General features: G+C 71.5%; 21 protein-coding genes and 1 pseudogene. 9 read left to right on the top strand and 13 right to left on the bottom strand.

All coding sequences use genetic code 11. From position 1 onward, the window contains the following. Positions 1 to 100 precede the first annotated feature (100 nt). Positions 101 to 715 (bottom strand): TetR/AcrR family transcriptional regulator, encoded by a 615-nt coding sequence (locus ACFP2V_RS20410; RefSeq protein WP_381214193.1) that lies wholly within the window; start codon positions 713 to 715, stop codon positions 101 to 103. Between the two features lie 256 nt (positions 716 to 971). On the opposite strand from ACFP2V_RS20410, the gene ACFP2V_RS20415 reads away from it, so the two are divergent. Both ACFP2V_RS20415 and ACFP2V_RS20420 read left to right on the top strand, forming a co-directional pair. After that, entirely contained in the window at positions 972 to 1,820 is an 849-nt protein-coding gene (locus tag ACFP2V_RS20415; protein WP_381214196.1) for a phosphatase PAP2 family protein, read from the top strand. Further along, the gene (locus tag ACFP2V_RS20420; RefSeq protein ID WP_381214199.1) at positions 1,817 to 2,863 is read left to right on the top strand and encodes a DMT family protein; all 1,047 of its coding nucleotides are present in this window, start codon (positions 1,817 to 1,819) and stop codon (positions 2,861 to 2,863) included. Before ACFP2V_RS20415 ends, ACFP2V_RS20420 begins: the two co-directional genes overlap by 4 nt. Positions 2,864 to 2,919: 56 nt before the next feature. Here ACFP2V_RS20420 and ACFP2V_RS20425 read toward each other — a convergent pair whose 3' ends face one another. After that, a complete protein-coding gene (locus ACFP2V_RS20425; protein WP_381214201.1) occupies positions 2,920 to 3,072 on the bottom strand; it encodes a hypothetical protein in 153 nt (50 codons plus the stop codon). 497 nt (positions 3,073 to 3,569) lie between these two features. Further along, the gene (locus ACFP2V_RS20430) at positions 3,570 to 4,403 is read right to left on the bottom strand and encodes an IclR family transcriptional regulator domain-containing protein (protein WP_381214204.1); all 834 of its coding nucleotides are present in this window, start codon (positions 4,401 to 4,403) and stop codon (positions 3,570 to 3,572) included. A gap of 258 nt (positions 4,404 to 4,661) precedes the next feature. Here ACFP2V_RS20430 and ACFP2V_RS20435 point away from each other — a divergent pair, with 258 nt between their 5' ends. The 4 genes from ACFP2V_RS20435 to ACFP2V_RS20450 all read left to right on the top strand — a co-directional run bounded on the left by ACFP2V_RS20435 (position 4,662) and on the right by ACFP2V_RS20450 (position 8,075). Beyond that, positions 4,662 to 5,636: an ABC transporter substrate-binding protein gene (locus ACFP2V_RS20435; RefSeq protein ID WP_381214206.1), complete on the top strand. Its 975-nt coding sequence runs from the start codon at positions 4,662 to 4,664 to the stop codon at positions 5,634 to 5,636. Beyond that, on the top strand, positions 5,633 to 6,406 hold the full coding sequence (locus ACFP2V_RS20440; RefSeq protein ID WP_381214209.1) for an ABC transporter permease: 774 nt from the start codon (positions 5,633 to 5,635) through the stop codon (positions 6,404 to 6,406). The genes ACFP2V_RS20435 and ACFP2V_RS20440 overlap by 4 nt, the downstream gene beginning before the upstream one ends. Positions 6,407 to 6,513: 107 nt before the next feature. Next, positions 6,514 to 7,221, top strand: coding sequence for an ABC transporter permease (locus ACFP2V_RS20445; protein WP_381214301.1), 708 nt, complete (start codon positions 6,514 to 6,516; stop codon positions 7,219 to 7,221). 20 nt (positions 7,222 to 7,241) lie between these two features. Then, a complete protein-coding gene (locus tag ACFP2V_RS20450; protein ID WP_381214211.1) occupies positions 7,242 to 8,075 on the top strand; it encodes an ABC transporter ATP-binding protein in 834 nt (277 codons plus the stop codon). A gap of 15 nt (positions 8,076 to 8,090) precedes the next feature. Here the strand turns inward: ACFP2V_RS20450 and ACFP2V_RS20455 are convergent, their stop codons facing one another. From ACFP2V_RS20455 to ACFP2V_RS20480, 6 genes are all read right to left on the bottom strand, one after another. Then, positions 8,091 to 9,770 carry a glycoside hydrolase family 13 protein gene (locus ACFP2V_RS20455; RefSeq protein WP_381214214.1) on the bottom strand — a complete coding sequence of 560 codons (1,680 nt, stop codon included), beginning with the start codon at positions 9,768 to 9,770 and terminating at the stop codon, positions 8,091 to 8,093. A 72-nt stretch (positions 9,771 to 9,842) separates the two neighbouring features. Continuing rightward, complete coding sequence (locus ACFP2V_RS20460; RefSeq protein ID WP_381214217.1) at positions 9,843 to 10,721, bottom strand: carbohydrate ABC transporter permease; 879 nt, start codon at positions 10,719 to 10,721, stop codon at positions 9,843 to 9,845. Beyond that, positions 10,718 to 11,677, bottom strand: a complete 960-nt coding sequence (locus tag ACFP2V_RS20465; RefSeq protein WP_381214220.1) for a carbohydrate ABC transporter permease — start codon at positions 11,675 to 11,677, stop codon at positions 10,718 to 10,720. Before ACFP2V_RS20465 ends, ACFP2V_RS20460 begins: the two co-directional genes overlap by 4 nt. 38 nt (positions 11,678 to 11,715) lie before the next feature. Continuing rightward, positions 11,716 to 13,059, bottom strand: coding sequence for an ABC transporter substrate-binding protein (locus tag ACFP2V_RS20470; RefSeq protein ID WP_381214223.1), 1,344 nt, complete (start codon positions 13,057 to 13,059; stop codon positions 11,716 to 11,718). Between the two features lie 216 nt (positions 13,060 to 13,275). Continuing rightward, positions 13,276 to 14,274 carry a LacI family DNA-binding transcriptional regulator gene (locus ACFP2V_RS20475; RefSeq protein ID WP_381214226.1) on the bottom strand — a complete coding sequence of 333 codons (999 nt, stop codon included), beginning with the start codon at positions 14,272 to 14,274 and terminating at the stop codon, positions 13,276 to 13,278. Positions 14,275 to 14,448: 174 nt separating this feature from the next. After that, positions 14,449 to 15,120, bottom strand: a complete 672-nt coding sequence (locus ACFP2V_RS20480) for an MmyB family transcriptional regulator (protein WP_381214229.1) — start codon at positions 15,118 to 15,120, stop codon at positions 14,449 to 14,451. Positions 15,121 to 15,343: 223 nt separating this feature from the next. On the opposite strand from ACFP2V_RS20480, the gene ACFP2V_RS20485 reads away from it, so the two are divergent. Then, entirely contained in the window at positions 15,344 to 16,006 is a 663-nt protein-coding gene (locus ACFP2V_RS20485; RefSeq protein ID WP_381214232.1) for a helix-turn-helix domain-containing protein, read from the top strand. Positions 16,007 to 16,710: 704 nt separating this feature from the next. Continuing rightward, positions 16,711 to 16,947 carry a hypothetical protein gene (locus tag ACFP2V_RS20490; RefSeq protein ID WP_381214236.1) on the top strand — a complete coding sequence of 79 codons (237 nt, stop codon included), beginning with the start codon at positions 16,711 to 16,713 and terminating at the stop codon, positions 16,945 to 16,947. A gap of 79 nt (positions 16,948 to 17,026) precedes the next feature. Here ACFP2V_RS20490 and ACFP2V_RS20495 read toward each other — a convergent pair whose 3' ends face one another. Beyond that, entirely contained in the window at positions 17,027 to 17,761 is a 735-nt protein-coding gene (locus tag ACFP2V_RS20495) for a 4'-phosphopantetheinyl transferase family protein (RefSeq protein ID WP_381214238.1), read from the bottom strand. Further along, the gene (locus tag ACFP2V_RS20500; RefSeq protein ID WP_381214241.1) at positions 17,758 to 18,666 is read right to left on the bottom strand and encodes a metallophosphoesterase family protein; all 909 of its coding nucleotides are present in this window, start codon (positions 18,664 to 18,666) and stop codon (positions 17,758 to 17,760) included. The genes ACFP2V_RS20495 and ACFP2V_RS20500 overlap by 4 nt, the downstream gene beginning before the upstream one ends. A 246-nt stretch (positions 18,667 to 18,912) precedes the next feature. On the opposite strand from ACFP2V_RS20500, the gene ACFP2V_RS20505 reads away from it, so the two are divergent. Further along, on the top strand, positions 18,913 to 20,124 hold the full coding sequence (locus ACFP2V_RS20505; RefSeq protein ID WP_381214244.1) for an ATP-grasp domain-containing protein: 1,212 nt from the start codon (positions 18,913 to 18,915) through the stop codon (positions 20,122 to 20,124). Between the two features lie 531 nt (positions 20,125 to 20,655). On the opposite strand, the pseudogene ACFP2V_RS20510 reads toward ACFP2V_RS20505, so the two are convergent. Both ACFP2V_RS20510 and ACFP2V_RS20515 read right to left on the bottom strand, forming a co-directional pair. Continuing rightward, a pseudogene (locus ACFP2V_RS20510) lies at positions 20,656 to 20,943 on the bottom strand (glycosyl hydrolase-related protein); the annotation flags it as partial. A gap of 96 nt (positions 20,944 to 21,039) precedes the next feature. Beyond that, positions 21,040 to 22,377, bottom strand: coding sequence for a 6-phospho-beta-glucosidase (locus ACFP2V_RS20515; protein WP_381214247.1), 1,338 nt, complete (start codon positions 22,375 to 22,377; stop codon positions 21,040 to 21,042). Between the last annotated feature and the right edge of the window lie 187 nt (positions 22,378 to 22,564).

Genomic DNA, 22,564 nt, shown 5'->3' on the forward strand with positions numbered 1-22,564 from the left:
AAGGGGAGCCCCACCCGGCCGGTGGTGCGCGCCGCCCCCGTCCCCACGGTGCGGCGCGGTCGGGTCGCCGCCCGGTCATCCGGGAACGGCGGCCCTGGTCTCATTCGAGGCCGAGCGCCGGCAGTACGGCGGCCTCCACGAACCGGAGCAGATAGTCCGGGTCCGCGTTCTGCCCCTCCAGGAGGGGCCGCACCCGCAGCACGCCGAAGAACTGGGCCGGGATGTACGCCAACGCCGGGTTCTCCGCGGGGACCTCACCGCGTTCGACCCCGCGCCGCAGGATCGCCTTCAGCGCGACGATCTCCGGTTCGACCAGCGCTTCGCGCAGTGCCTGTGCCAGCTCCGGGTCCTGCGTGACCGCGTGCCCGAGTGCCTGTAACAGCGAGGTGTCCTTCGCCGACCACGCGCCCGCGCTCCGGGCGGCCTCGCGCAGGTCCCCCGCGAGGGTGCCGGTGTCGATGCCGGTGAAGCGCGTCTGCCCGCTGGACCGCAGCGCCGCGGCGACGAACCGGGGCTTGGTCTGCCACTGCCGGTACAGCGTGGACTTGCTGCACCGCGTCCGGGCCGCGACCCCGTCCATGGTGACGGCGTCGTAGCCGCACTCACGGATCTGCTCCAGAACCGCGTCGAAGAACTCCCGCTCACGCTCGGGCGTGATCTTGGAGCGGCGCGAACTGCCGACCGGTTCCGGCTGGTCCGCGGCCTGCGACGTCATCGGCTCGGCTCCTTGTCCTGAAGACGGTTCCTTCGGGGTGCCGGCTTCCGGTGCGCCTGTGTCCCCTGCCTATCGATACGGGAGTGTACCGGAACGGTTCCGTATCGGTACACTCCCGTTTCGGTACGGACGGGTTTCGGTACGGACGGGTTTCGAATCGAATCCGTACCGATGAAGGCCGGCACCACAGCGCGACCCGGCACCACCACTGCCACCCGCACCACCTCAGAACCAGCGTCGGCGAAAGGGCCGGGGGATGAATGCCCGCAGCGAGCCACCGAGCGAGCCGCCACCGGCGAGGCCCGACGCGCCGTCGGCGGCCGGCGCATCGGCGCGCCCACCCCTGCTCCGTGAGCTCCTGCTCGTGGTGGGGCTCTTCCTCGTCTACGCATTCGGCCGGCGGCTCGCGACGGGACACTCCGAGGCCGCCCTCCGCAACGGGTACGACGTGTGGGAGCTGGAACGAGCGCTCCACCTGCCCGGCGAGGGAGCGGTGCAGTCCCTGCTGCTGCACGGCGGCGGCCTCGTGCACCTCGCGAACACCTACTACGCGGCCGTCCATTTCCCGGCCACCGCCGCCTTCCTGATCTGGCTCTACCTGCGCCGTCCGGTCCACTACCTGTGGGCGCGGCACGTGCTTGCCGCGGTCACCGCCGCCGCTCTGGTGCTGCATCTGGCGTTCCCGCTCGCCCCGCCCCGGATGCTCGCCGCCACCGGCCTGGTGGACACCGGGCGGGTCTACGGGCCGTCGGTGTACGGGCCTCCGCAGACCGACACGTTGTCGAACCAGTTCGCGGCGATGCCCTCGCTGCATTTCGGCTGGGCGCTGATGGTGGCGATCGGCCTGGTCGTCGCCACCCGCTCGCGGTGGCGGTTGCTGTGGCTGCTGCATCCGCTGCTGACGCTGCTGGTGATCGTGGGGACGGCGAACCACTTCTGGCTGGACGCGATCGTGGCGGCCGCCCTGCTCGGCACCGCCCTCGCGGCCCTGCGCCTCCCGCACCCTGCCCGCCGGCCTCCGGCCGTGCCCACCGTGCCGGCGCAGAGCGGCGAGGCTGACGCGGCGAGGGCCGAGGTCGAGGGACTCGTGGGGGCGCGCCGATGAGCGCGATCCTCGTCGCCGTCGCCCTGTCCCTCGTCTCCGCCGTCGCCTACGCGGCTGCCGCGGTCGCCCAGGCACTGCTGGCGTCACGGTCCCCCGGCGCCGGTGCGCTGCGGCTGCTGGGCAGCGGCGCCTGGTGGTGGACGGTCGTGCTGAACGCCACGGGCGCGCTGCTGCACGTCGTGGCGCTCGCGTACGGCCCGCTGACCGTGGTCCAGCCGCTCGGCGCGCTCACGCTGGTGGTGGCCGTGCCCATGGGTGCGTGGGTCGCGGGGCGGCGGGTGGGCCGGACCGAGTGGCGGGGCACGGCGCTCACCCTCGCCGGTCTCGCTGCGATCCTGGTCACCGCGTCGGGGCCGGCACCGGACGACACCCTGTCCGTGTCCGAGGCGCTGCTGGTCGCGGGTGCCACGGCTGCCCTGATCGGCGTCCTGTCACGACCACGTGCCCGGCCCGGACTGCGGCACGCGACCGCGTCGGGCATCGCCTCCGGGGTGGCCTCGGCGCTCACCCAGACCGTGACGGTGGCTGTGACGGACCGTTCGGGTCCGCTGCCGGACGTCCGGGTGATCGGGGTGGCCCTGCTCGTCGCCGTGTTCGCGGCCGGCGGGCTGCTGCTGTCCCAGACCGCCTACCGCAGCGGGCTGGGCGCCCCTCTCGCGATGGTGAACCTGGCGAACCCCGTGGCCGCCGCGGTGATCGGACTCTGTCTGCTCGGCGAGCGGTTCCGGGGCGGCCCGACGGGGGTACTGCTCGCACTGACCGGCGCGGCGCTCGCGTCGCGGGGCGTGATCCTCCTGACCCGGGCGACACCACGCCCGCACTCCGGAGACCACGCCAAAAAGCAGTCCGGGGCGGATTCTTCCGTGCCGGACCGCCCCGAGGCCGCTCGCTCCGTGGCCACTCACCCCGAGGCCGCTCGCCCCGAGGCCGCGGTCCTCACCCTGCGCCCCGGACCGGCACCATCCGAACCCGCCGGCCTCGTACCCCGGTCCCGGTTCCGACACCGGCAGCCCGAACCGGGACACCCGGCCGACGTGGCGTAGACGGCTCCATGGCGAGATCGGGGCGGAGCGGGGGCGGGGGCGGGGAACGGGAACGGTCACCGGCTGTCGCGCGCCGACTCGTCGACGACGAACCCGATCCCGATCCCGATGCCGATGCCGATCAGCCAGACGTCCTTGGCCAACGCGGTGCCCTGCTGGGTGGGCCGCAGGCTGCCCTCCTCACGCGTCCCCGGCGTACGCGGGTACATCCCCAACAGTCCCGCCGGTACAGCGACGGATTCCTGGGGGGTGGCGGAGCATCGTGTCGTACGCCGGTGGAGTTGAGGACCGTACGGCCCAGCTCACCCTGCTCGACGAGTACCGGCATGTTCTCGCGGGACGTTCGCGGGCCCAGGTGGCGCCGACCGGAGTGGCGCTCGGGCGGGTGATCGTGCCGTTCGACGGCGCCGGCGCGGGCCCCCGGGTCCGCTACCGCGCGTACGCGGTCTCCCGGCACGCGCGGACCCTGGCACCCCGGGGGCCGAAGCGGATCCTGTTCGCGCCGGACGTGGTCGGGACCGCGGAGCAGATCCTGGAGGAGCTGACCGCCGACCCGGTGCTCCCGGCCGTGTCGGAGCTGCGCCTGGAGCTGCCGTACGAGTTCCACCGTGACGACTACGAGCAGATCCTGCACGACGTACGGCACCGGAGTCGGGCCGGGAGCCCGGCGCCGGAGCGGGATGACGGCACGGCGGGACGATCGCGCTCACCTCTCGGCCTCGGCCCTGTTCCTGGCTCCGTTCCCATGGGAGGAGGCCCGGGCCGGCCCGGTGATCCACAGGTCCGCCTCGATCCGCGCGACGGTCGCCAGCAGGTGCGGCAGCAGGTCCCGGCGGACGGACTCCACGGAGTTGCGGCCGGCGTGCACCGCGATGTTCACGCCGGCCACCACCGTGCCGTCCCGGTCCCGCACCGGGGCGGCGACCGACCGCAGGCCCTCCTCGAGTTCCTGGTCGACCAGTGCGTACCCCTGGCGGCGGACCCGGACCAGTTCGGCACGCAGGGCGCGCGGCGAGGTGAGGGTCTGGGAGGTGTTCGGGCGCAGGTCGGCGCGGTCCAGCCAGGCGTCGATCCCGTCGTCCGGCAGATCTGCGAGCATGACCCGGCCGACCGAGGTGAGGTGGGCGGGGAAGCGCGTGCCCACCGTGATGGCCGCGCTCATGATGCGCCGGGTCGGGACGCGGGCCACGTAGACGATGTCGTCGCCGTCCAGGACGCACAGCGACGACGACTCCCTTACTTGCGCGACGAGTTGTTCCAGATGAGGCTCGGCGATCTCCGGCAGCGTGAAGCTGGCGAGGTAGGAGTAGCCGAGCTCCAGTACGCGCGGGGTGAGCCGGAAGAGCCGGCCGTCGGTGTGGACGTAGCCCAGGTCGGCGAGCGTGAGCAGGAAACGGCGGGCCGTCGCCCGGGTCATCCCACAGGCGCGGCCGACCTCGCTGAGGGTGAGCTGCTGATGGTCGGCGTCGAAGGCGCGGAGTACGGCGAGGCCGCGCTCGAAGGACTGTACGAAGTGCGGTCCGCGGATCTCAGCAGTCATGTGACCTCCGGAATGACGTACGAGTGTACGCAGTGCGCACGCTACGAGTAGGCGATGGAGGGTGTCAACGAGGTGACCCCCGGCGGGTGTCCGGAGCATCGGTCGGTGAACGACGTGGTCGAACGCAGAAAAACCCGACCCTGCAGGGGGATTGACCCGCTTTCAAGTGGAGCCCTAAGTTCCCTCTGAGCACAGGCGTTCTGTCTGCGCACAACTCTTCTGAGTACCTCACCCCAGTCCCACAAGGGGGACCCCTTCATGCGTCGTCGTCTGCTCATCGGCCTCACGGCCGCTTCCGTCCTGGTCACCGCGACCGCGTGCGGCTCGTCCGGCGGGAGTGGCGCCTCCGGCTCGGACGCCTCGTCCGGCGGCACCACCGAGGTGAAGGTGGGCCTCATCCCGATCGTCGATGTCGCGCCGTTGTACCTGGGCGAGAAGAAAGGCTTCTTCAGCGAACGCGGCCTGAAGCTGTCGATCTCCAGCGCACAGGGCGGCGCGGCGATCGTGCCCGGCGTGGCCAGCGGTCAGTTCGAGTTCGGGTTCTCCAACACCACCTCGCTGCTGATCGCCCAGTCCAACGGCGTGCCGGTGAAGGGGGTGGCGACCGGCAACGCCTCGACCGGTGTGGAGGGCGAGGACTTCGCCGCGATCACCGTCAAGGGCGACAGCCCGATCAAGTCGGCGAAGGACCTGGAGGGCAAGAAGGTCGCCGTCAACACGCTGAAGAACACCATGGAGCTCGGCGTACGCGCCTCGGTGACGAAGTCGGGCGGCGACCCCGACAAGGTGGACTTCGTCGAGATGACCTTCGACCAGATGCCCGCCGCGCTCGACGGCGGACAGATCGACGCCGCCATGGTGGTCGAGCCGGCGCTGGCCACGATCAAGGGCCAGGGCGGCCGGGAGATCGCGTCGTCCATGGTCGACATCGCCCCGGACCTCACCATCTCCCTGTACTTCACCTCCACGCAGTACGCGCAGAAGAACCCGGAGGTGGTGAAGAAGTTCCAGGAGGCCACCGCCGAGTCCCTCGCGTACGCCGACTCCCACCCGGACGAGGTGCGCGAGATCGTCACCACGTACACGAAGATCCCGCCGGCCGTACTGGAGCAGGTGACCCTGCCGAAGTGGCCGACCGACCCCAATCGCGCCTCCATCGAGCAGCTGGTGAAGCTCGGCGAGGAAGGCGACCTGTTCAAGCAGACGCCCGACCTGGACAAGCTGCTCCCGTGAGGGGCGAGAACGCCGCGCTCGGTGCGGCCGGGCTCGCCGGCTTCCTCGTCCTGGGCGAGGTGATCCCACGGCTCGGCCTGGTCAAGCAGGAGTACTTCCCGCCGGTCAGCCGGATCGCCGAAGCGCTCGGCACGGAGGTCGGGGACTCCGCCTTCTGGACGGCGCTCGGTGACACCCTCACCGGCTGGGCGCTGGGCCTGGTGATCGCGGTCGTGGCCGGGATCGTCGTCGGTGTGCTCCTGTCGGTGGTGCCGTACCTCCGCGAGGCGACGGCGTCCACCATCGAGTTCCTGCGCCCGATCCCCTCGGTCGCGCTGATCCCGCTGGCGGTGCTGCTCTACGGCACGGAGCTCCAGTCGGTGCTGCTGCTCGTCGTGTACGCCGCGTTCTGGCAGATCCTGCTCCAGGTGCTGTACGGCGTGCGGGACGTCGACCCGGTCGCCGAGGAGACGGCACGCTCGTACGGGCTCGGCACCTGGGCGCGGGTGCGGCACGTGATGTGGCCGAGCGCGCTGCCCTACGTCATGACCGGGGTGCGGCTCGCGGCAGCGGTGGCGCTGATCCTCGCCATCACCGCCGAACTCGTCATCGGCGCACCGGGTTTGGGCGCGCGCATCGCGGTCGCCCAGACCTCGCAGGCGGTACCGGAGATGTACGCGCTGGTCGTGGTCACGGGTCTGCTCGGGCTGCTCATCAACATCGGTGCCCGGACGGTCGAGCGGCGCGCTCTGGCCTGGCACCAGTCGGTACGCGGGGAGGTGACGGTGTGAAGGGGACAGTCCCCGGCCCGGCCGGGTCGAGCGTCTGGGGGCGGCTGCTGCGGCAGCTGGCCTTCGTGCTCGCCCTGCCCGTGGTCCTGGTGGCCGTGTGGTGGGTGATGTCGGCCGGCAGCCAGGACGTGTACTGGCCGCCGCTGCGCACCATCGTGGAGGCGTTTCCGGAGGTGTGGACCGCCGATCGGTGGACCGGCGACGTGCTGCCCAGCGTGCTCCGGCTCGCGGCGGGCGTCGCGCTCGCCGCCGTCGTGGGCGTCGCGCTCGGCACGGTCATCGGCTCCTACCGGCGGGTGCGTGCGGTGTGCGAACCGGTGCTGGAGTTCCTGCGGGCCGTGCCGCCGCCGGTGCTGGTTCCGGTGATCATGCTGTTCGCCGGTATCGGCGACGCGATGAAGATCGTCGTCATCGCGAGCGGCTGTGTGTGGCCCATCCTGCTCAACACCGTCGAGGGGGTACGGGCAGTCGACTCCGTGATGTCCGAGACGGCCCGCTCCTACGGCATCACGGGCGTCGCGCGGCTGCGGGACCTGGTGCTGCCGTCGGCGAGCCCGCAGATCTTCGCGGGTCTGCGCCAGGCCCTGTCGATCGGCATCATCCTCATGGTGATCAGCGAGATGTTCGCCGCCAGCAACGGGCTCGGCTTCACCATCGTGCAGTTCCAGCGGAGTTTCGCGATCCCCGACATGTGGACCGGCATTCTGCTGCTCGGCCTGCTGGGCTTCGCCCTGTCGGTCCTCTTCCAGTCGGCCGAACGGCGGGCGCTCGCCTGGTACCACGGCCTGCGCGACGCCACCAGGGGGTCGTCGTGAAGCTCGAGAAAGGAGGGTCCATGCTCGACGTACGCGGCCTGCGAAAGGTCTACGAGGGTTCTGGACGCCGTATTGAAGCGGTCCGCGATCTCACCTTCACGGTCGAGGCGGGTGAACTGGTCTGTCTCGTCGGCCCGTCGGGCTGTGGCAAGACGACCCTGCTGAAGTGCATGAGCGGACTGCTCGCACCGACGTCCGGCGAGGTGACCCTGGGCGGGCAGAAGGTCGACGGGCCGCCGCCCGGTATGGCGTTCGTCTTCCAGGAGTACGGGCGCAGCCTCTTCCCGTGGATGCGGGTCGGTGCGAACGTCGAACTCCCGCTGAAGCAGAAGGGCCTGAGCGCGGCCCGGCGCAAGGAGCTGGTGGCCGACGCCCTGGAGTCGGTGGGACTGGCGGACGCGGCCGGGGCGTATCCGTGGCAGCTGTCCGGCGGTATGCAGCAACGGGTGGCGATCGCACGGGCGTTGGCGTACGAGCCCGATGTGCTGCTGATGGACGAACCGTTCGCCGCCGTGGACGCGCAGACCCGGGCCGATCTGGAGGACCTGGTGCGCCGGCTGTGGCAGGAGCGGTCGATGACCGTCCTGTTCGTCACGCATGACATCGACGAGGCCATCTATCTCGGCGAACGGGTGATCGTGCTGTCCAAGTCCCCCACGGTGGTCCAGGAGCAGCTGAAGGTCGATCTGCCGCGGGAGCGGGACCAGTTGACGACCCGGGTCACCCCGCGCTTCGCCGAGCTGCGGACCCATGTGTACGAGCAGATCCAGGCGGCGAAGCGGGGAGCGGCGACGGCGTCCGAGGACGCCGGGGTGGCCGAGGCCCCCGGAGCGTCCGCGGACACCGCGTCCTAGGACACCGCGGGGGCTTCAGGAAGGACGCGCCTCCGATTCGCTGAACCGGGCTGTCCGCGTACGGAGCCAGACGGCCGTGTCCCTCGGCAGCCGGTTCCCGGTGCCGAGGGGCCCGCTGGCGAGGAGGATCCCGGCGTGCTCGGGCAGGTCGGCCGGGGTGTCGGCGAGATTGACGAGGCACCGCAGGCCGTCGGCGCGCTCGAAGGCCAGGACGCCTTCGGGTGCGGGGAGCCAGGTGAGCGGGCCCGTGCCGAAGGCGGGGCGCAGGCGGATCGCCCGGCGGTAGAGGGTGAGCATGGAGCCGGGGTCGTCCTGCTGCCGGTCGACCGCGTACGTCGCCCAGTGGTCCGGCTGCGGAAGCCACGGTGTCTTTCGGGACCCGAATCCCGCGTACGGCTCCTCTGCCGCCCACGGCAGCGGCACCCTGCACCCGTCTCGCCCCGGATCGGTGCCCCCCGAGCGGGCGTGCATCGGATCCTGGATGTGCTCCCGTGCCACCTCCACCTCGGGCAGGCCCAGTTCCTCCCCCTGGTACAGGTAGACCGTGCCGGGCAGCGCCAGCGACAGCAGGGCCGCGGCGCGGGCGCGTCGGGTGCCGAGGGCCAGGTCGGTCGGGGTGCCGAAGGCCTTGGTGGCGAAGTCGAATCCGGTGTCCGAGCGGCCGTAGCGGGTGACCGTACGGGTCACGTCGTGGTTGCACAGCACCCAGGTGGCGGGCGCGCCGACGGGGGCGTGCTCGGCGAGCGTCTCGTCGATGGAGGTCCGCAGCCGCGCCGCGTCCCAGGGACAGGTCATGAAGGAGAAGTTGAACGCCGTGTGCAGTTCGTCGGGGCGCAGATAGCGCGCGAAGCGTTCCGCGTCCGGCAGCCAGACCTCGCCGACGAACACGGCGCCGTACTCGTCGGCGATGGCCCGCCACGCCCGGTAGACGTCGTGGAGTTCGTCCCGGTCGACGTACGGGTGCGGGCCGTGGCCCTCGACGAGGTCCGGCAGCAGGGGGTCCTTGGCCGGCAGCGCGGCGGAGTCGATGCGGACCCCGGCCACGCCCCGTTCGAACCAGAAACGCAGGAGGTCCTCGTGCTCCTGGCGGACCGCGGGATGCGCCCAGTTGAGGTCGGGCTGCTCGGGGGCGAACAGGTGGAGGTACCAGTCGCCGTCGGAGTCGGCAGGGCCCGAAGGGCCTTCCCCGAAAGGGCGGTGGTGGGAGACGGGCGGGCGGGTCCAGGCGGGGCCGCCGAACTCCGACGTCCAGTTGTTCGGGGGCAGTTCGCCGTGCTCGCCGCGGCCCGGCCGGAAGTGGAACAGGTCCCGTTCGGGCCCGCCCGCCAGGGCGGCGCGAAACCAGGTGTGCTGGTCGGAGACGTGGTTGGGCACGATGTCGATGATCGTGCGGATGCCGAGTTCCCGTGCCTCGGCGATGAGTTTCTCCGCCTCGGCGAGGGTGCCGAAGGCCGGGTCGATCATCCGGTAGTCGGCGACGTCGTAGCCGCCGTCCTTCATCGGGGACAGGTACCAGGGGTTGAACCACAGGGCGTCGACGCCGAGTTCGGCGAGATACGGCAGTTTCGCCCGGACTCCGGCGAGGTCTCCGGTACCGTCGCCGTCACCGTCGGCGAAGCTGCGGACGTACACCTGGTGGATGACGGCGGAGCGCCACCAGTCGTCGTCGCTCCGGGCAGGGGTGGGCTGTCCCACGGTGCGTGCCTTTCTCTTCGGTGGAGGGGTTCGGCGTCGGCCCTCGGGGCCGTGGCGGCCGTCGGTGCCGCGTCAGCCCTTGGTGCTGCCCGCGCCGATCCCGGCGATGATGTGCCGCTGGAAGACGAGGAACAGCGCGACCACGGGGATGCTGGCGATCACCATCGCGGCGAGGAGGACGGTCAGCTGGACGTTCTGCGACAGCTGCACCAGGGCCACGCTGATCGGCTGCTTGCCGGTGTCGGAGAAGACCATCAGCGGCCACAGGAAGTCCTGCCACACCGCGACCAGGGCGAAGATCGACACGACGCCGAGCACCGGTCGGGACATGGGCAGCACGATGGACCACAGGGTGCGCAGCCGTCCGGCGCCGTCGATCTCGGCGGCCTCCAGGACGTCCCGCGGCAGCTGGTCGAAGAACCGCTTGAGCAGATAGAGGTTGAAGGCGTTGGCGACGGCGGGCAGCCAGATGGCGAGCGGGTCGTTGAGCAGGCTGGTGTGGATCAGCGGCAGGTCGGCGACGACGAGGTACTTGGGGACGACCAGGGCCTGCGCGGGGACCATGAGGGTGGCGAGGATGCCGCCGAGGACCACGTTGCCGAAGGCGGGCCGCAGTCTGGACAGGGCGTAGGCGGCGGCCGTGCAGAACACCAGCTGGAACAGCCAGGCGCCGGCCGCCTGCACCACCGTGTTCCACAGGTGGGTGGGGAGCTGCATCAGTTCCCAGGCGTCGGTCCAGCCGCTCGTGCTCCACCGGTCGGGGAGAAGGTCGGGCGGAGTGCGCGCCACCTCGTCCGGGGACTTCATCGCGCCGGTGACCATCCAGTGGACGGGGAAGAGGAAGGCCAGCGCGAAGAGCAGGACGACGCCGGTGAACACGGTCCAGTAGATCGCCCGGCCCCGGGGGCGGGCCAGGACGGCCGGGGAGACGAGGGTGCGGGTGCTGCTCATGCTGCCTCCTCGGAGGAGCGGGTGAGCCGGAGGTAGACGGCGGAGAACAGCCCCAGGAGAGCGAGGAGCATGACGCTCAGCGCGCAGGCACCGCCGAAGTCGTTGTAGAGGAAGGCGTATTTGTAGATGAGGTAGAGGACCGTGACGGTGGAGTTCTCCGGACCTCCGCCGGTGATCACGAACGGTTCCGTGAACACCTGCATGGTGGCGATGATCTGAAGGAGGATCAGCATCAGGATGACGAACCTCGTCTGAGGGATCGTCACGTGTCGGATGCGCTGGAGCAGGTTCGCGCCGTCGAGTTCGGCGGCCTCGTACAGCTCGCCCGGGATGGACTGGAGGGCGGCGAGGTAGATCAGGACGGTGCCGCCCATGGTGGCCCAGGTGGCGACGATCACCAGGGAGACGAGGGCGGTGTCCGCGCCGTTGGACCAGTTGGAGGTGGGCAGGTGCAGGAATCGCAGCGCCTCGTTGGCGAGGCCGGTGCCCGGGTCGTAGAACCACTTCCACAGCAGGGCGCTGACCACCGGCGGGATCATCACCGGCAGATAGACCACGATGCGGAAGAACGCCTTGGCATGCCGGAGTTCGTTCAGCACGAGGGCGAGGACGAACGGGACGGCGAAGCCGATCAGCAGGGCGAGCAGGGTGAAGGTGAGGGTGTTGCGCCAGGCCGCGCCGAATTCGGGGTCGGACAGGACGCGGGTGAAGTTGGCGGTGCCGACCCATTCGGGCGGCGAGCCCGGCGTGTACGTCTGGAAGGCGATCACGACGGCGCGGATCGCCGGGTACCAGGAGAACAGGGCGAAGCAGACGAGGCCGCCCAGGAGGAAGCCGTAGGCGTGTGCCTGGTCGGCGAGGCGGCGCCGTCTCCGGTCTTTGGACGGGGACGGCGCCTTCACCGGGCGGACGGCGGGCGCCGGGGCGGCGGGCCGTGCGGCGGCGGTCTTCGTCATCGTGGGCCGGCCTCGCGCGTGGTGGTGGTCATCGTCGGTCAGCCTCGCGCCAGGATGCCGTCGATCTTGGTGGAGGCGTCCTTCAGGAGCCGGTCGATGTCGGCGTCCTCCTTGGTGAGGACCGCGGAGACGACACCGTCGAGGACGGAGTACAGCTGCTGCGCCTGCGGCGGCTCGATCCTCATCTCCAGGCTCTGGTTGCCGTCGAGGAAGGCCTGGTAGTTCTCCACCGGCACGTTGGCGTGGGACTCCTTGGCCCGCTGGTCCTTGGCGTCGGCGGCGCCGGTGAACAGCCGGGGCTCGGGCAGGCCGACCGGCGCGTCGTTCGTCCTGGCGCGGGCGTAGTCGCCGAGGAAGCCGTCGCCGGGGGTGAGGAACATGTGGTCGAGCCACTTCAGGCCGGCCCTGATCTGTTCGGGCGAGGCCTTCTTGTGGAACATGTAGCCGTCGCCGCCGATGAGGGTGGCCTGTCCGCCGGGCATGGGCGCGAGGGCGAGGTCCTTGTACTCGGCGCCCTTCTCCTTCACCAGGATCGGGATGTTGTCGGGGGCCGCGAGGTACATGCCGAGCTTGCCGGCGCCCATCATCTGCTGGACGTCGTTGATGACGAGCAGCTGCTTGCTGCCCATGGAGTCGTCCGTCCACCGCATGTCGTGCAGGGTCTGCAGCACCGCACGGCCTTCGGGCGAGTCGACGGCCGCCTTCTCTCCGTCGGGGGTGACGACGTCGCCGCCCTGGGAGTAGAGCTCGGCGGTGAAGTGCCAGCCGCCCTGGTTCTGGGCGCTGTAGTCGGCGTAGCCCACGGTGCCGTCGCCGAGTGCGGCGATCTTCTTCGCGGCGTCGCGGACCTCGGCCCAGGTGGTGGGCGGCCGGTCGGGGTCGAGTCCGGCCTGCTCGAAGAGCTGCCGGTGGTAGATCAGCCCCATGGAGTACCCGGTGCGCGGTACGCCGTAGATCCTGCCGTCGACGGTGTAGATGTCCCGCAGCTGCTGCTGGATCGTCCCGTAGCTCTTCAACTCCTTGACGTACGGGGTGAGATCGGCCGCCTGGTGGATGTCGACGACATGGCCGGCGTCGGTGAAGTACGTGTAGAACACGTCCTCCATCTGCCCGCCGGCGAGCTTGGCGTCGAAGGTCTTCGGGTCCTGGCAGGGGAACGCGTCGTGCGGGACGACGTCGATGTCCGGGTTCTTCTTCTCGAAGGCGGCGATGTCCTCCTCGAAGAACCGGCGGTCGACCTTGGCGCTCTTGGGCGGCATGCAGTTGACCGTGATGCGGGTCTTGCCGTCGGCGGCCTGGTCGTCGTTCGACCCGCAGGCGGTGAGCGTGAGGGCGCCGACGCCTAACGCGACGAGGGTGCGGCGGATCCCGGTGCTTCTCATCGGTGGACCCCTCTGGGACAGGAGCGAGTGAACCCCTCGGAACAGGAGCGGTGGGCGGGGCACACTCAAGCACCGACGACAGGGGTCCGCAAGATGTCGCGCAGAATTTGAAATTATTCGACAGTCAACCGGAAGCGAGGCGGAATCAGGCCCGAAACGGGCCGGAACTTTGGGACAGTGCCGTCCGGACCCCGGGACGGCGGGGCGGGCCGGCCCTCAGGTCCGGGGGGCCTGCGCGGTCGACCCGCGCACCACCAGCTCCGGTTCGAACAACAGCTCCTCGGCGGCGACCTGACCCCCGTTGATCTGCGCGTTCAGCAGTTCCACGGCGGCCCTGCCCATGGCCTCGATGGGCTGGCGGACCGTGGTGAGCGGGGGCTCGGTGCAGTTCATCAGGGCCGAGTCGTCGTATCCGACGACCGAGATCTGCGCGGGGACGTCGAGTCCTCGGCGGCGGGCGGCCCGTACCGCACCGAGGGCCAGGGGGTCGCTGGCACAGATGAAACCGGTGACGCCCCGGTCGATGAGCCGGGAGGCGGCGGCATGCCCGCCCTCGATGGAGAACATGGCCCGGGCGACGTGCTCGTCGGGCATCTCGCCGGCGACCGCGCGGACGGCGGCCAGCTTGCGGGCCGACGGGACGTGGTCGGCGGGGCCGAGCACCAGACCGATCCGCTCGTGACCGAGCGAGGCCAGATGCCGCCAGGCCTGTTCCACGGCCACGGCGTCGTCGCAGGAGACACCGGGGAAGCCGAGGTTCTCTATGGCCGCGTTGACGAGGACGACCGGGATGTTGCGCTCGGCGAGCTGCCGGTAGTGGTCGTGGGGGGCGTCGGCCTGGGCGTAGAGCCCGCCGGCGAAGACGACGCCGGACACCTGCTGCTGGAGCAGCAGCGTCACATAGTCCGCCTCGGAGACACCGCCGCGGGTCTGGGTGCACAGCACCGGCGTCAGTCCGAGCTGGGCCAGCGCGCCGCCGATCACCTCGGCGAAGGCGGGGAAGATCGGGTTCTGCAGCTCGGGCAGCACCAGGCCGACCAGCCGGGCACGCTCGCCGCGCAACTGGGTGGGCCGCTCGTAACCGAGCACGTCCAAGGCGGAGAGCACGGCCTGCCGGGTGGGCTCGGAGACTCCCGGCTTGCCGTTGAGCACCCGGCTGACCGTGGCCTCACTGACCCCGACCTTCTTCGCCACCACAGCAAGTCGTCGCGTCATGAACGCAAGAATAGCGCAAGTCATGCAAGAAGCTTGCGTGAACGTGCAAGGAACTGACGCGTCAGGACAGTTCCGGAGTCGGGACAGGGCAGGAGACAGCCGACCGCCGGTCGGCCTGCCGGTCGGCCCCCACCCGCCGGCCCGCCCTCGCCTGCCGCCCCTTCGGCCCGCCTGTCAGCCCGTCGGCCGGCCGGCGGCCGGTACCACGCTGAGATGGGAAGCGGTGCGTCGGCGTCTGCGGTGGCCGGGCGGGGTGCGGCGCGCCTCGCGCAGGACCAGCGTCAGCCGGATGCAGTCCATGTCGTCGAGAATCCTGGTCGTCTCCACGACGAGACGGCAGTCGGTGACCCCCCAGCGTGGATCGGGGTGCCGCAACGGCCTTACGGCGCCGTCGTGTTCGGCGGCCTGTTCGCCGACGGCGCGGAGCCAGTGCGGCAGCCCCTGCCGGTAGGCGGCCTCCATGATGGGGTCCTGGGCGATGTCCTGGCGGATGGCCTGCAGCCCGCGGTCGTGGCCGTGCCGCTCCACCGTCTTGGCGAAGTGCGCCAGCATCGGCAGGCACCAGCTCGACTCGTGTTCCCCCAGCACGGTGGCGGCGTCCGGATGGAAGAGGACGAACCGGAGGAAGTTGTCACCGGGCATGGCCGTCGGATGCGGTTCGACATCCCGGAAAAGTGTCCGGAAAGCGGTGTTGGCCAGCAGCACGTCCCAGCGGCGGTCGACCACCAGGGAGGGGAAGGGCACTGCCTGGAGGAACACGGCGTAGTCCTCCAGATAGGCCTGCGCCTCGGGAGTCTCGGGGCCGGGCCGCGGTATCGGCCGCTGCCCTCCTGCCTGGTGTGCCATCGGGAGGTCACCCCTCTTGCCTGTGCGGCCTTGACGCGGCGCCCCGATCCTGCGGCCCGGACCTCGGGTGTGTCAACTATCGTGGCATTTCATGCCGGTTGACGGCTGAAATTGGCCACAGTTGTGGCGAGACCTGGATGTGAGTTCGAGACACGGGCTAGTCTCCGTGAAGTTCACGGCAACCGCATGTGAGAAGCCTGTGAGAGACGTAGGAGATCTGTCGGTGACGGGTGGCTTCGTGGGTGAGGGTCAGGACACCGCGCCGTCGACCGCGCTGCCGGCCGTCGTCGCCCGCGTCGCCGCACTCGCCGACCGGCTCGACGTGCCGCACACCGAGGTCTTCGGCATCGGCCGGCTCTCCGCGGCCTCCGGGGTCCCGGAGTCGGTGGTCAAGGCCCTGTTGAGCGGCCGTCCCGCGGGCGAGCCCGAGGTGCAGACCCGGTTCGTACAGCGCCTGGACCTGCTGCGCCGCACCCGGCTCAAGCCGAACGGCCGCAAGTACACGCAGCAGGAGATAGCCGACGGCGCGGGCATGTCCCGGCAGCAGGCCGGTGCCCTGATCAACGGCGACCGGCGGCCCACCATGGAACACTGCGACGCCATCCAGCGGTTCTTCCGGGTGCACGCCGGATTCCTCACCGCCGAGGACCCCGAAGCTCTCGCGAACGCGCTCCAGCACACCGAGCAGGAGCTGCTGCAGAGCCTGGCGGACCGTGAGCGGCGGGCCGCCGCGGCGGCCGACGACCCGCTGGAGCGGCTGCTGCAGGACCACGGGGTGCGCGGCATCGCGTGGCGGGCCGCCCAACTCCCCACCGACCAGCACCGCGACAAGGTCGCGGAGTGGCTGGACATGCTCCTGGAGAGCGTCCAGCGGCCCAAGGCCTAGGGTCTTTCGTCCGGGCCGGGCCGGGCCGGATCGGGGAGGGTCGTGTCCCGCGTCGTGGTGGAGGGGATCAGGCGTGACGCGTTCCGGTACGAGACCCCTGACGATCTCGAAAGAGGCGGCGGTCCACGAGGCGCCCCGCTGAGACGGGTTGAACGCCCGGTCCGGCGGAGCCACCGTCCCCGACCCGCGGATTCCGGCACCCCGACCGGCCGCACCACCCGGCGGGACGCCACCTCAGGGAGCGGGGCCCGGTGCCGGGGCACCGCCCACGCCCTTCGGGCGGTGGGAGGAGCTTCGCAGGGCGGAGGAGGGAGCCGGTCGGGGTCTCCCCTGCTCATGGGGTCCCCCCGCTCGAGCGGAGCCGAGAGCGGGGGAAGAAGCCGAGAACTCGGGAAAGGAGCCCCGGGCACCGACGGCAACGCGGCGAGGCACGGCACCGGACCCCGCGAGCCCGCGAGCCCGGCACGATCCACGCGACGGGCCCCGACTGGGCGGGGCGCTTCAGCCGGGTGGGCGGGCCGGCGTGCGGCACGCACCGGCTGAACAGCGGGAAGACGGCCCGGCAGGGCATCGGTCAGTGGCTGGGCCACGACCACCGGAACCCGAGTATCAGCATCGATGTCAGTGGTGGGCGACAAGCTGGGGGTACGCCCGCACCGTGCGGGACGCCCGATGCCGGATCATGACTCGGGGAGAGCGAAGCGATGCCCACCGCCGTACTGATCGACCGCGAGCGCACCGCCGTCCAGGCCTATCTGCGACTGCTGCACACGGTGCGCGCCGCCTACGACATGGAGACCGGACCGCCGGGCACCCGCAGGCCCCCGGTCGTGGCACCCTCCGTCCTCGCGGAGGCGGAGACCGCCCTGGCCCGGGCGGGGCTGTCCGGCAACGAGGAGTCCTTCTTCCGGAAGCTCCGCGACTGGCACCCGGAGCCGTGACCCGGCCGCACCGCTGACCGGAGCCGGCCGCATCGGGGGCGGGCACGGCGCCGCGCTGTTCCCGGACCCGCCGCCCCGGTCAGCCGTGCGGTACGGCGACCGCGGTCGCGACCAGACCGCCTTCGACGGTCCAGCGGCCGTCGAAGTGGTCGAGGCGGCGGTCGCCCACCCAGGGGCCGGGCACCAGGAGCGCCGCCCGGAACCCGCCGCGCACCGAAGCGCCGGAACCACCGAAGGCAGCGCCAGCGGAGCCGGACCCACCGGTGTCGCTGCCGTCGCCGGGTTCGGTGAACAGCTCGATGTCGGCCTCCATGAAGTCCAGCCACTTCCCGGTCAGCGGGAACCACGCCTTGTACACGGCCTCCTTGGCGCTGAACAGCAGCCGGTCCCAGTGCACCCCGGGCCGCTCCAGGGCCAGCCGGCCGATGCGCTCCGCCTCTCCGGGCAGGGCCACGGACGACAACACCCCCTCGGGCAGCGGCCCTCGGACCTCCGCGTCGATGCCAAGGGAGGCCAGGTCGGCCGTCCGGACCAGGGCGGCGGCGCAGTAGCCCGCGCAGTGGGTCATGCTGCCCGCCAGCCCGTCCGGCCAACCGGGTGCACCGCGCTCGCCGGGCAGGACGGGCCGCGGGGGCACGCCGAGCTTCTTCATGGCCCGGCGGGCGCAGGAGCGCACCGCGGTGAACTCCCGGCGGCGCTTGTCGACGGCCCGCGCCACGACCTCCGCTTCCTCGGGGTACAGCGGAGCGTCGGTACCCTCGTCGCCGTAGGCCTCCACGACGACGACCGTCCCGGGCAGCAACTCCCCGATCACCGGCCACCGCCCTCTCCCACCACGGCCCCGGACCCGGTGCCGGCCCCCGTCCCGGGCGCATCCCCCGGCACGATCCGGCGCAGCCGCCCCGGCGGGGTCGGCCGTTTCCGCCATTCGCGGGGGTAGCCCACGGACACCTCCTCGAAACGGACGCCGTCCTGCCGGGTGCTCCGCGGGATGTGGAGATGGCCGTAGACCATGGTGTGGACGTTGAACCTGCGGTGCCAGTCGTCGGTGAGTACGGTGCCGCACCACATGGCGAACTCGGGGTACCACAGGACGGCCGTGGGATGCCGGTGCAGCGGGTAGTGGTTGACGAGCACGACGGGCAGGTCGTCGGGCAGTCCGGCGAGCCGCCGTTCGGTCTCCTCGACCCGGGCCCGGCACCAGGCCTCCCGGGTCGGGTACGGGTCGGGGTGCAGCAGGTGTTCGTCGGCGCAGACGACGCCGGTGCCGTGCGCGTACTCCAGCCCCTCGTCCTTGGTGGCGCACCCGGCCGGCAGGAAGGAGTAGTCGTACAGGAGGAAGAGGGGGGCCACGACCGCGGGACCGCCGGGGCCCTCCCAGACGGGGTAGGGGTCCTCGGGGGTGATCACGCCGAGGTCGCGGCACTGTTCGACGAGATGGTCGTAGCGGGCGACGCCGCGCAGGGTGACGGTGTCCTTCGGGTGGGTCCACAGTTCGTGGTTGCCGGGCGCCCAGACGACCTTTCGGAACCGGCCCGCGAGGGTCCTGAGCGTCCAGCGGATGTCGTCCACGGTCTCCGCGACGTCTCCGGCCACGAGGAGCCAGTCCTCGTCCGACTCGGGGCGCATCCGCTCCACCAGGGCGCGGTTCTCGTCGTAGCCGATGTGAAGGTCGCTGATGGCCCACATCTGTCCGCCGCGGCCTGCCCTTGACGTCACCCGTTGCCCCCTGAGCATGAACGATCAACCCGTACGAACAGCATGCACGAGGAGTATGGTCGCAGGAGGAAGGGAGCGCGGATCCGTAACACGCCTGTGGTTCGGGGCCGCGTGCCGAAGCCGTATGATCGGCCGCAACACCGCCGCAGTGTAGCCCTTTCGCAGGGCCGTCCGGCGATCCCTCATACCCTCTGCCCGGGCACGGGCCGCCGACGCCTGCCCGCGAACCGTGAAAGGCGGCCCTGCATGGCCTCTGGCGTACGCGTATGGCTCAACCGCACGTACGCGGAGAACGTGTTCTTCATGGATCAGCTGAGAAAGAATCCCAGCGACCGGGCCGTGGAGATCCATGCCACCCACGGCGACCCGGACTCCCCCGTACTGGCCGCCGCCGACACCGCCGAGCTGGAGCCCGAGGGTCTGTCCCCGGCGGCGTACGTCGAGTACGCGCTCGCCCAGTGCGCGCGGCGCGGCATCGACGTGTTCGTGCCCCGGCTGCACCAGGGAGCGATCGCCGCGCACCGCGCGGAGTTCGAGGCGGCCGGTACGGCGCTGCTGGCTCCGCCGCCCGAGGCGGTGGCCGTCTTCCACGACAAGGTGATCGCCTACGAGGCCGTCCAGGCGATCGGGGCGCCGGTGCCGCCGTGGTGGCGGGTACGGTCGGCGGACGAGCTGGTCCGCGCGGTGGACGAGCTGGAGGCGCAGGGCCATCGGGCCTGCTTCAAGCCCGCGTCCGGCGCGGGCGGTGTGGGCTTCCGGGTGATCACCCGGACTCCCTTCTCACTCACGCAGCTGAACGGCTTCCCCAGTCCGCATGTGCCGCTGGATCTGGTACTGGAGGCGGTGCGGCAGGCCGAGGAGCCGGTGGACTGGCTGGTGATGCCGGTGCTGGAGCAGCCGGAGGTGTCGGTGGACTGCCTCACCGGGCCGGACAACCGGGTCCGGCTGGCCGTCGGCCGCACCAAGAACGGCCGCCGCAGGGGGTTCACCGTGCACGAGCGCTGGCTGGAGCCGGCCCGGCGGATCGCGGAGGGTTTCGGGTTGCACCATCTGTCCAACATCCAGTTCCGGATGTTCGGCGAGCGGCCCGTGCTGATGGACGTCAACACCCGCCCGGCCGGCGGGCTGCACCAGCTGTCGCTGTGCGGGGTGAACGCGCCGTGGGCCGCCGTGCGGCTGGCGCTCGGTGACGATCCGGGCGAGATGTCCCCGCCGTTCCTGGGCCAGGACTACTCGGTGGTGTCGGGGCCGCGTCCGCTGCGCCCGGTGTCGGTGCCGCAGCAGCGCGCGGACGTGCCCGCGGACGTCCCCACGGACGTCCCCGCCCCCGCGCTGGGCGGTGTACCGGCCCCCGCCGTGCCCACCGGGCCGCGGGCCGCGGCCGACTCCGGTCAGGTGCGCGCCACCGCCGCGGACGCCGTGGCCGGGGGCCCCGCCTGGGGAACGCACCACCGCTAGAAGCCGAATGTCGTCCGCACTCCTTCCCCACCGACCGGTCCCGGCGCGCTTCCTGTGCCGGGACCGGATTTTTTTCGGGAAATTTCGCCGGAGGGTGTATCAGGCGGCGAGTGTCGCGCTCTTAACGGTGAAGGGCGACGGGGGAACCCCTTCCGGGGGACGGGGAAGCCTTTCGAAGGGGGGCGGGGGAAAGCACGGGGGAACGGGGGGCTCGGGTCGGTCGGCCGCTGTCACGGGGAGCGACCGGCCGACCCGATGCACACCGTCAGTCCCGCCCCACCGTCAGGGCCTGTCCGGCGGATCGGGTCGGGGGTGACGGGCGGTATCCGTCCGGCTGGGGTGAGCGGGGGCTGGTGCGCTCGGCCGCACGGCGGAGGAGGGCGTCGACGCGAGGGGGGTCCCCCTGCTCATGGGGCCCCCGCTCATGGGGGTCCCCCCGCTCGAGCGAAGTCGAGAGTGGGGGAGAAGCCGAGAGTTCGGGGGGAGTCGGCAACCGACGGCAACGCCGCTGGGGGTAGCGCGTGCCCGCCCTCACGTCTCCGGCATGATCCGCCGGACAGGCCCTAGCCGCAGGGTCAGCACCTGGAAGGGTCGCAGGGCCACCGGCACGGCGTCCCCGTCGGTGTCCGCCGGTTCCAGCGGGCGCTCCAGGAGGTCGGTCACCATGGCGGCGCCGAGCGGGAAGCCGGTGCGCAGAGTGCCGGCGGCCCGCCCGCCGCGGGACTCGTAGAGGCGGACGACGACGTCACCGGAGGCATCGCCCGGCGCGTGCCAGGCCTCGACGGTGAGCGGGACGGTGGCGGCGTGAACCGCGGGTTTGACGCGCTGGTGGTGGAGCCGCTCGGCGCGGTGCTCGATCCGGTGGCGTTCGTCATGCATGAAGCGCTCTCCTCCTGAAGTGCTCTTCTCGCACGGCTACTTGAGGTAGGCGAGGCCGGGGTGGACGGCGGTGTAGCCGTCGACGAGGCGGTGGGCCACGTTCACGGAGTCGACGAGCGGGTGCAGCGCGAACGCCTTGACCGCATGGGTACGGGAGCCGGACTCGGCGGCACGGAGCACCTCGCGCTCGACCGCCTTGACCGCGCAGACCAGGCCGGTGGCGTGGTCCGGCAGCGGATCGACGGAGACGGGGTGCGCCCCCTGGGCGTCGACCAGACAGGGGACCTCGATGACCGCGTCCCCGTCCAGCGCCGAAAGGGTGCTGCGGTTGCGGACGTTGAGGATCAGGGTGGTGCGTTCGTCGCGGGCGACGGCCCGCATCAGGGCGAGGGCCACTTTCTCGTAGCCGCCGGACAGGTCGTCCTCGTCGCGGTCGCCGGCGCCGGCGGTCTCGCGGTTCTCGGCCATGTAGGTGGCCTCGCGTTCGGCGCGGGTGCGGTCCCAGGTGGCGAGAGCGGGGATGTCCGGGTTGCCCACCTGCGTGTAGAAGCGGGCCTGCTGGTCGTGGAGGAAGGCGCCGCGGGTCTTCTCGGCCTGCTGGTAGGCGCGTACGGTCTCCCGGTTGAAGTAGTAGTAGTGCAGGTACTCGTTGGGGACGGCGCCCAGGGACTGGAGCCAGTCGGCACCGAAGAGCCTGCCCTCCTCGAAGGAGCCGAGCAGGGGCAGGTCGCCGAGCAGGCGCGGGAGTTCGTCACGGCCCTTGACGTACAGGCCGCGCACCCAGCCGAGGTGGTTGAGGCCGACGTAGTCGATCCACGCCTCCCGCGGGTCCGCGCCGAGGACCCGGGCGATGCGACGGCCGAGGCCGACCGGCGAGTCGCAGATGCCGATGACCCGGTCGCCGAGGTGACGGGACATGGCCTCGGTGACCAGGCCCGCCGGGTTGGTGAAGTTGATGACCCAGGCGTCGGGGGCGAGCCGGGCCACCCGCCGGGCGATGTCCACGGCGACGGGGACGGTACGCAGCCCGTAGGCGATGCCGCCCGCGCCGACCGTCTCCTGCCCGAGGACGCCCTCGGCGAGCGCGACCCGTTCGTCGTTCGCCCGGCCCTCGAGGCCGCCGACGCGGATCGCGGAGAAGACGAAGTCGGCGCCCCGCAGTGCTTCGTCCAGGTCGGTGGTGGTGCTCACCTCGGGAGCGTCGGCCACGCCGGCTGCCTGTTCGGCCAGTACACGGGCGACCGCATACAGTCGACGGTCGTCGACATCATGGAGAACGACCCGTGTCACCCGTCCCTCGGCGTGGTCCCCGAGGAGCGCGCCGTACACCAGCGGGACCCGGAATCCCCCGCCGCCCAGAATCGTCAGTCTCACGTCCGCACCCTTCCCACCGCGGCGGCGTCGACGCCTGCCGATCCGATCGTCCACCACGTCACTGCCCTCGATCATGACGCCTTCGGCCGGCAGCGGGGCACCCGCCCGGGCCCGGGGGCACCCCTCTCACCGGTGAGGCCCCGCCCGCGGGTGCCGGCGAAGGTCCGAGACCGAGCGGCGCACACGC

This window comes from Streptomyces incanus (genome assembly GCF_042656345.1).
GTDB classification, from domain to species: Bacteria; Actinomycetota; Actinomycetes; order Streptomycetales; family Streptomycetaceae; genus Streptomyces; species Streptomyces incanus.

What these genes read in the sequence shown, in the direction of transcription:
- ACFP2V_RS20410 (WP_381214193.1), bottom strand. Translation starts at nt 715, where the DNA reads ATGACGTCGCAGGCCGCGGACCAGCCGGAACCGGTCGGCAGTTCGCGC.
- ACFP2V_RS20425 (WP_381214201.1), bottom strand. Translation starts at nt 3,072, where the DNA reads ATGTACCCGCGTACGCCGGGGACGCGTGAGGAGGGCAGCCTGCGGCCC.
- ACFP2V_RS20470 (WP_381214223.1), bottom strand. Translation starts at nt 13,059, where the DNA reads ATGAGAAGCACCGGGATCCGCCGCACCCTCGTCGCGTTAGGCGTCGGC.
- ACFP2V_RS20435 (WP_381214206.1), top strand. Translation starts at nt 4,662, where the DNA reads ATGCGTCGTCGTCTGCTCATCGGCCTCACGGCCGCTTCCGTCCTGGTC.
- ACFP2V_RS20505 (WP_381214244.1), top strand. Translation starts at nt 18,913, where the DNA reads ATGGCCTCTGGCGTACGCGTATGGCTCAACCGCACGTACGCGGAGAAC.
- ACFP2V_RS20460 (WP_381214217.1), bottom strand. Translation starts at nt 10,721, where the DNA reads ATGAGCAGCACCCGCACCCTCGTCTCCCCGGCCGTCCTGGCCCGCCCC.
- ACFP2V_RS20420 (WP_381214199.1), top strand. Translation starts at nt 1,817, where the DNA reads ATGAGCGCGATCCTCGTCGCCGTCGCCCTGTCCCTCGTCTCCGCCGTC.
- ACFP2V_RS20430 (WP_381214204.1), bottom strand. Translation starts at nt 4,403, where the DNA reads ATGACTGCTGAGATCCGCGGACCGCACTTCGTACAGTCCTTCGAGCGC.
- ACFP2V_RS20490 (WP_381214236.1), top strand. Translation starts at nt 16,711, where the DNA reads ATGCCCACCGCCGTACTGATCGACCGCGAGCGCACCGCCGTCCAGGCC.
- ACFP2V_RS20415 (WP_381214196.1), top strand. Translation starts at nt 972, where the DNA reads ATGAATGCCCGCAGCGAGCCACCGAGCGAGCCGCCACCGGCGAGGCCC.
- ACFP2V_RS20465 (WP_381214220.1), bottom strand. Translation starts at nt 11,677, where the DNA reads ATGACGAAGACCGCCGCCGCACGGCCCGCCGCCCCGGCGCCCGCCGTC.
- ACFP2V_RS20450 (WP_381214211.1), top strand. Translation starts at nt 7,242, where the DNA reads ATGCTCGACGTACGCGGCCTGCGAAAGGTCTACGAGGGTTCTGGACGC.
- ACFP2V_RS20480 (WP_381214229.1), bottom strand. Translation starts at nt 15,120, where the DNA reads ATGGCACACCAGGCAGGAGGGCAGCGGCCGATACCGCGGCCCGGCCCC.
- ACFP2V_RS20445 (WP_381214301.1), top strand. Translation starts at nt 6,514, where the DNA reads ATGTCGGCCGGCAGCCAGGACGTGTACTGGCCGCCGCTGCGCACCATC.
- ACFP2V_RS20475 (WP_381214226.1), bottom strand. Translation starts at nt 14,274, where the DNA reads ATGACGCGACGACTTGCTGTGGTGGCGAAGAAGGTCGGGGTCAGTGAG.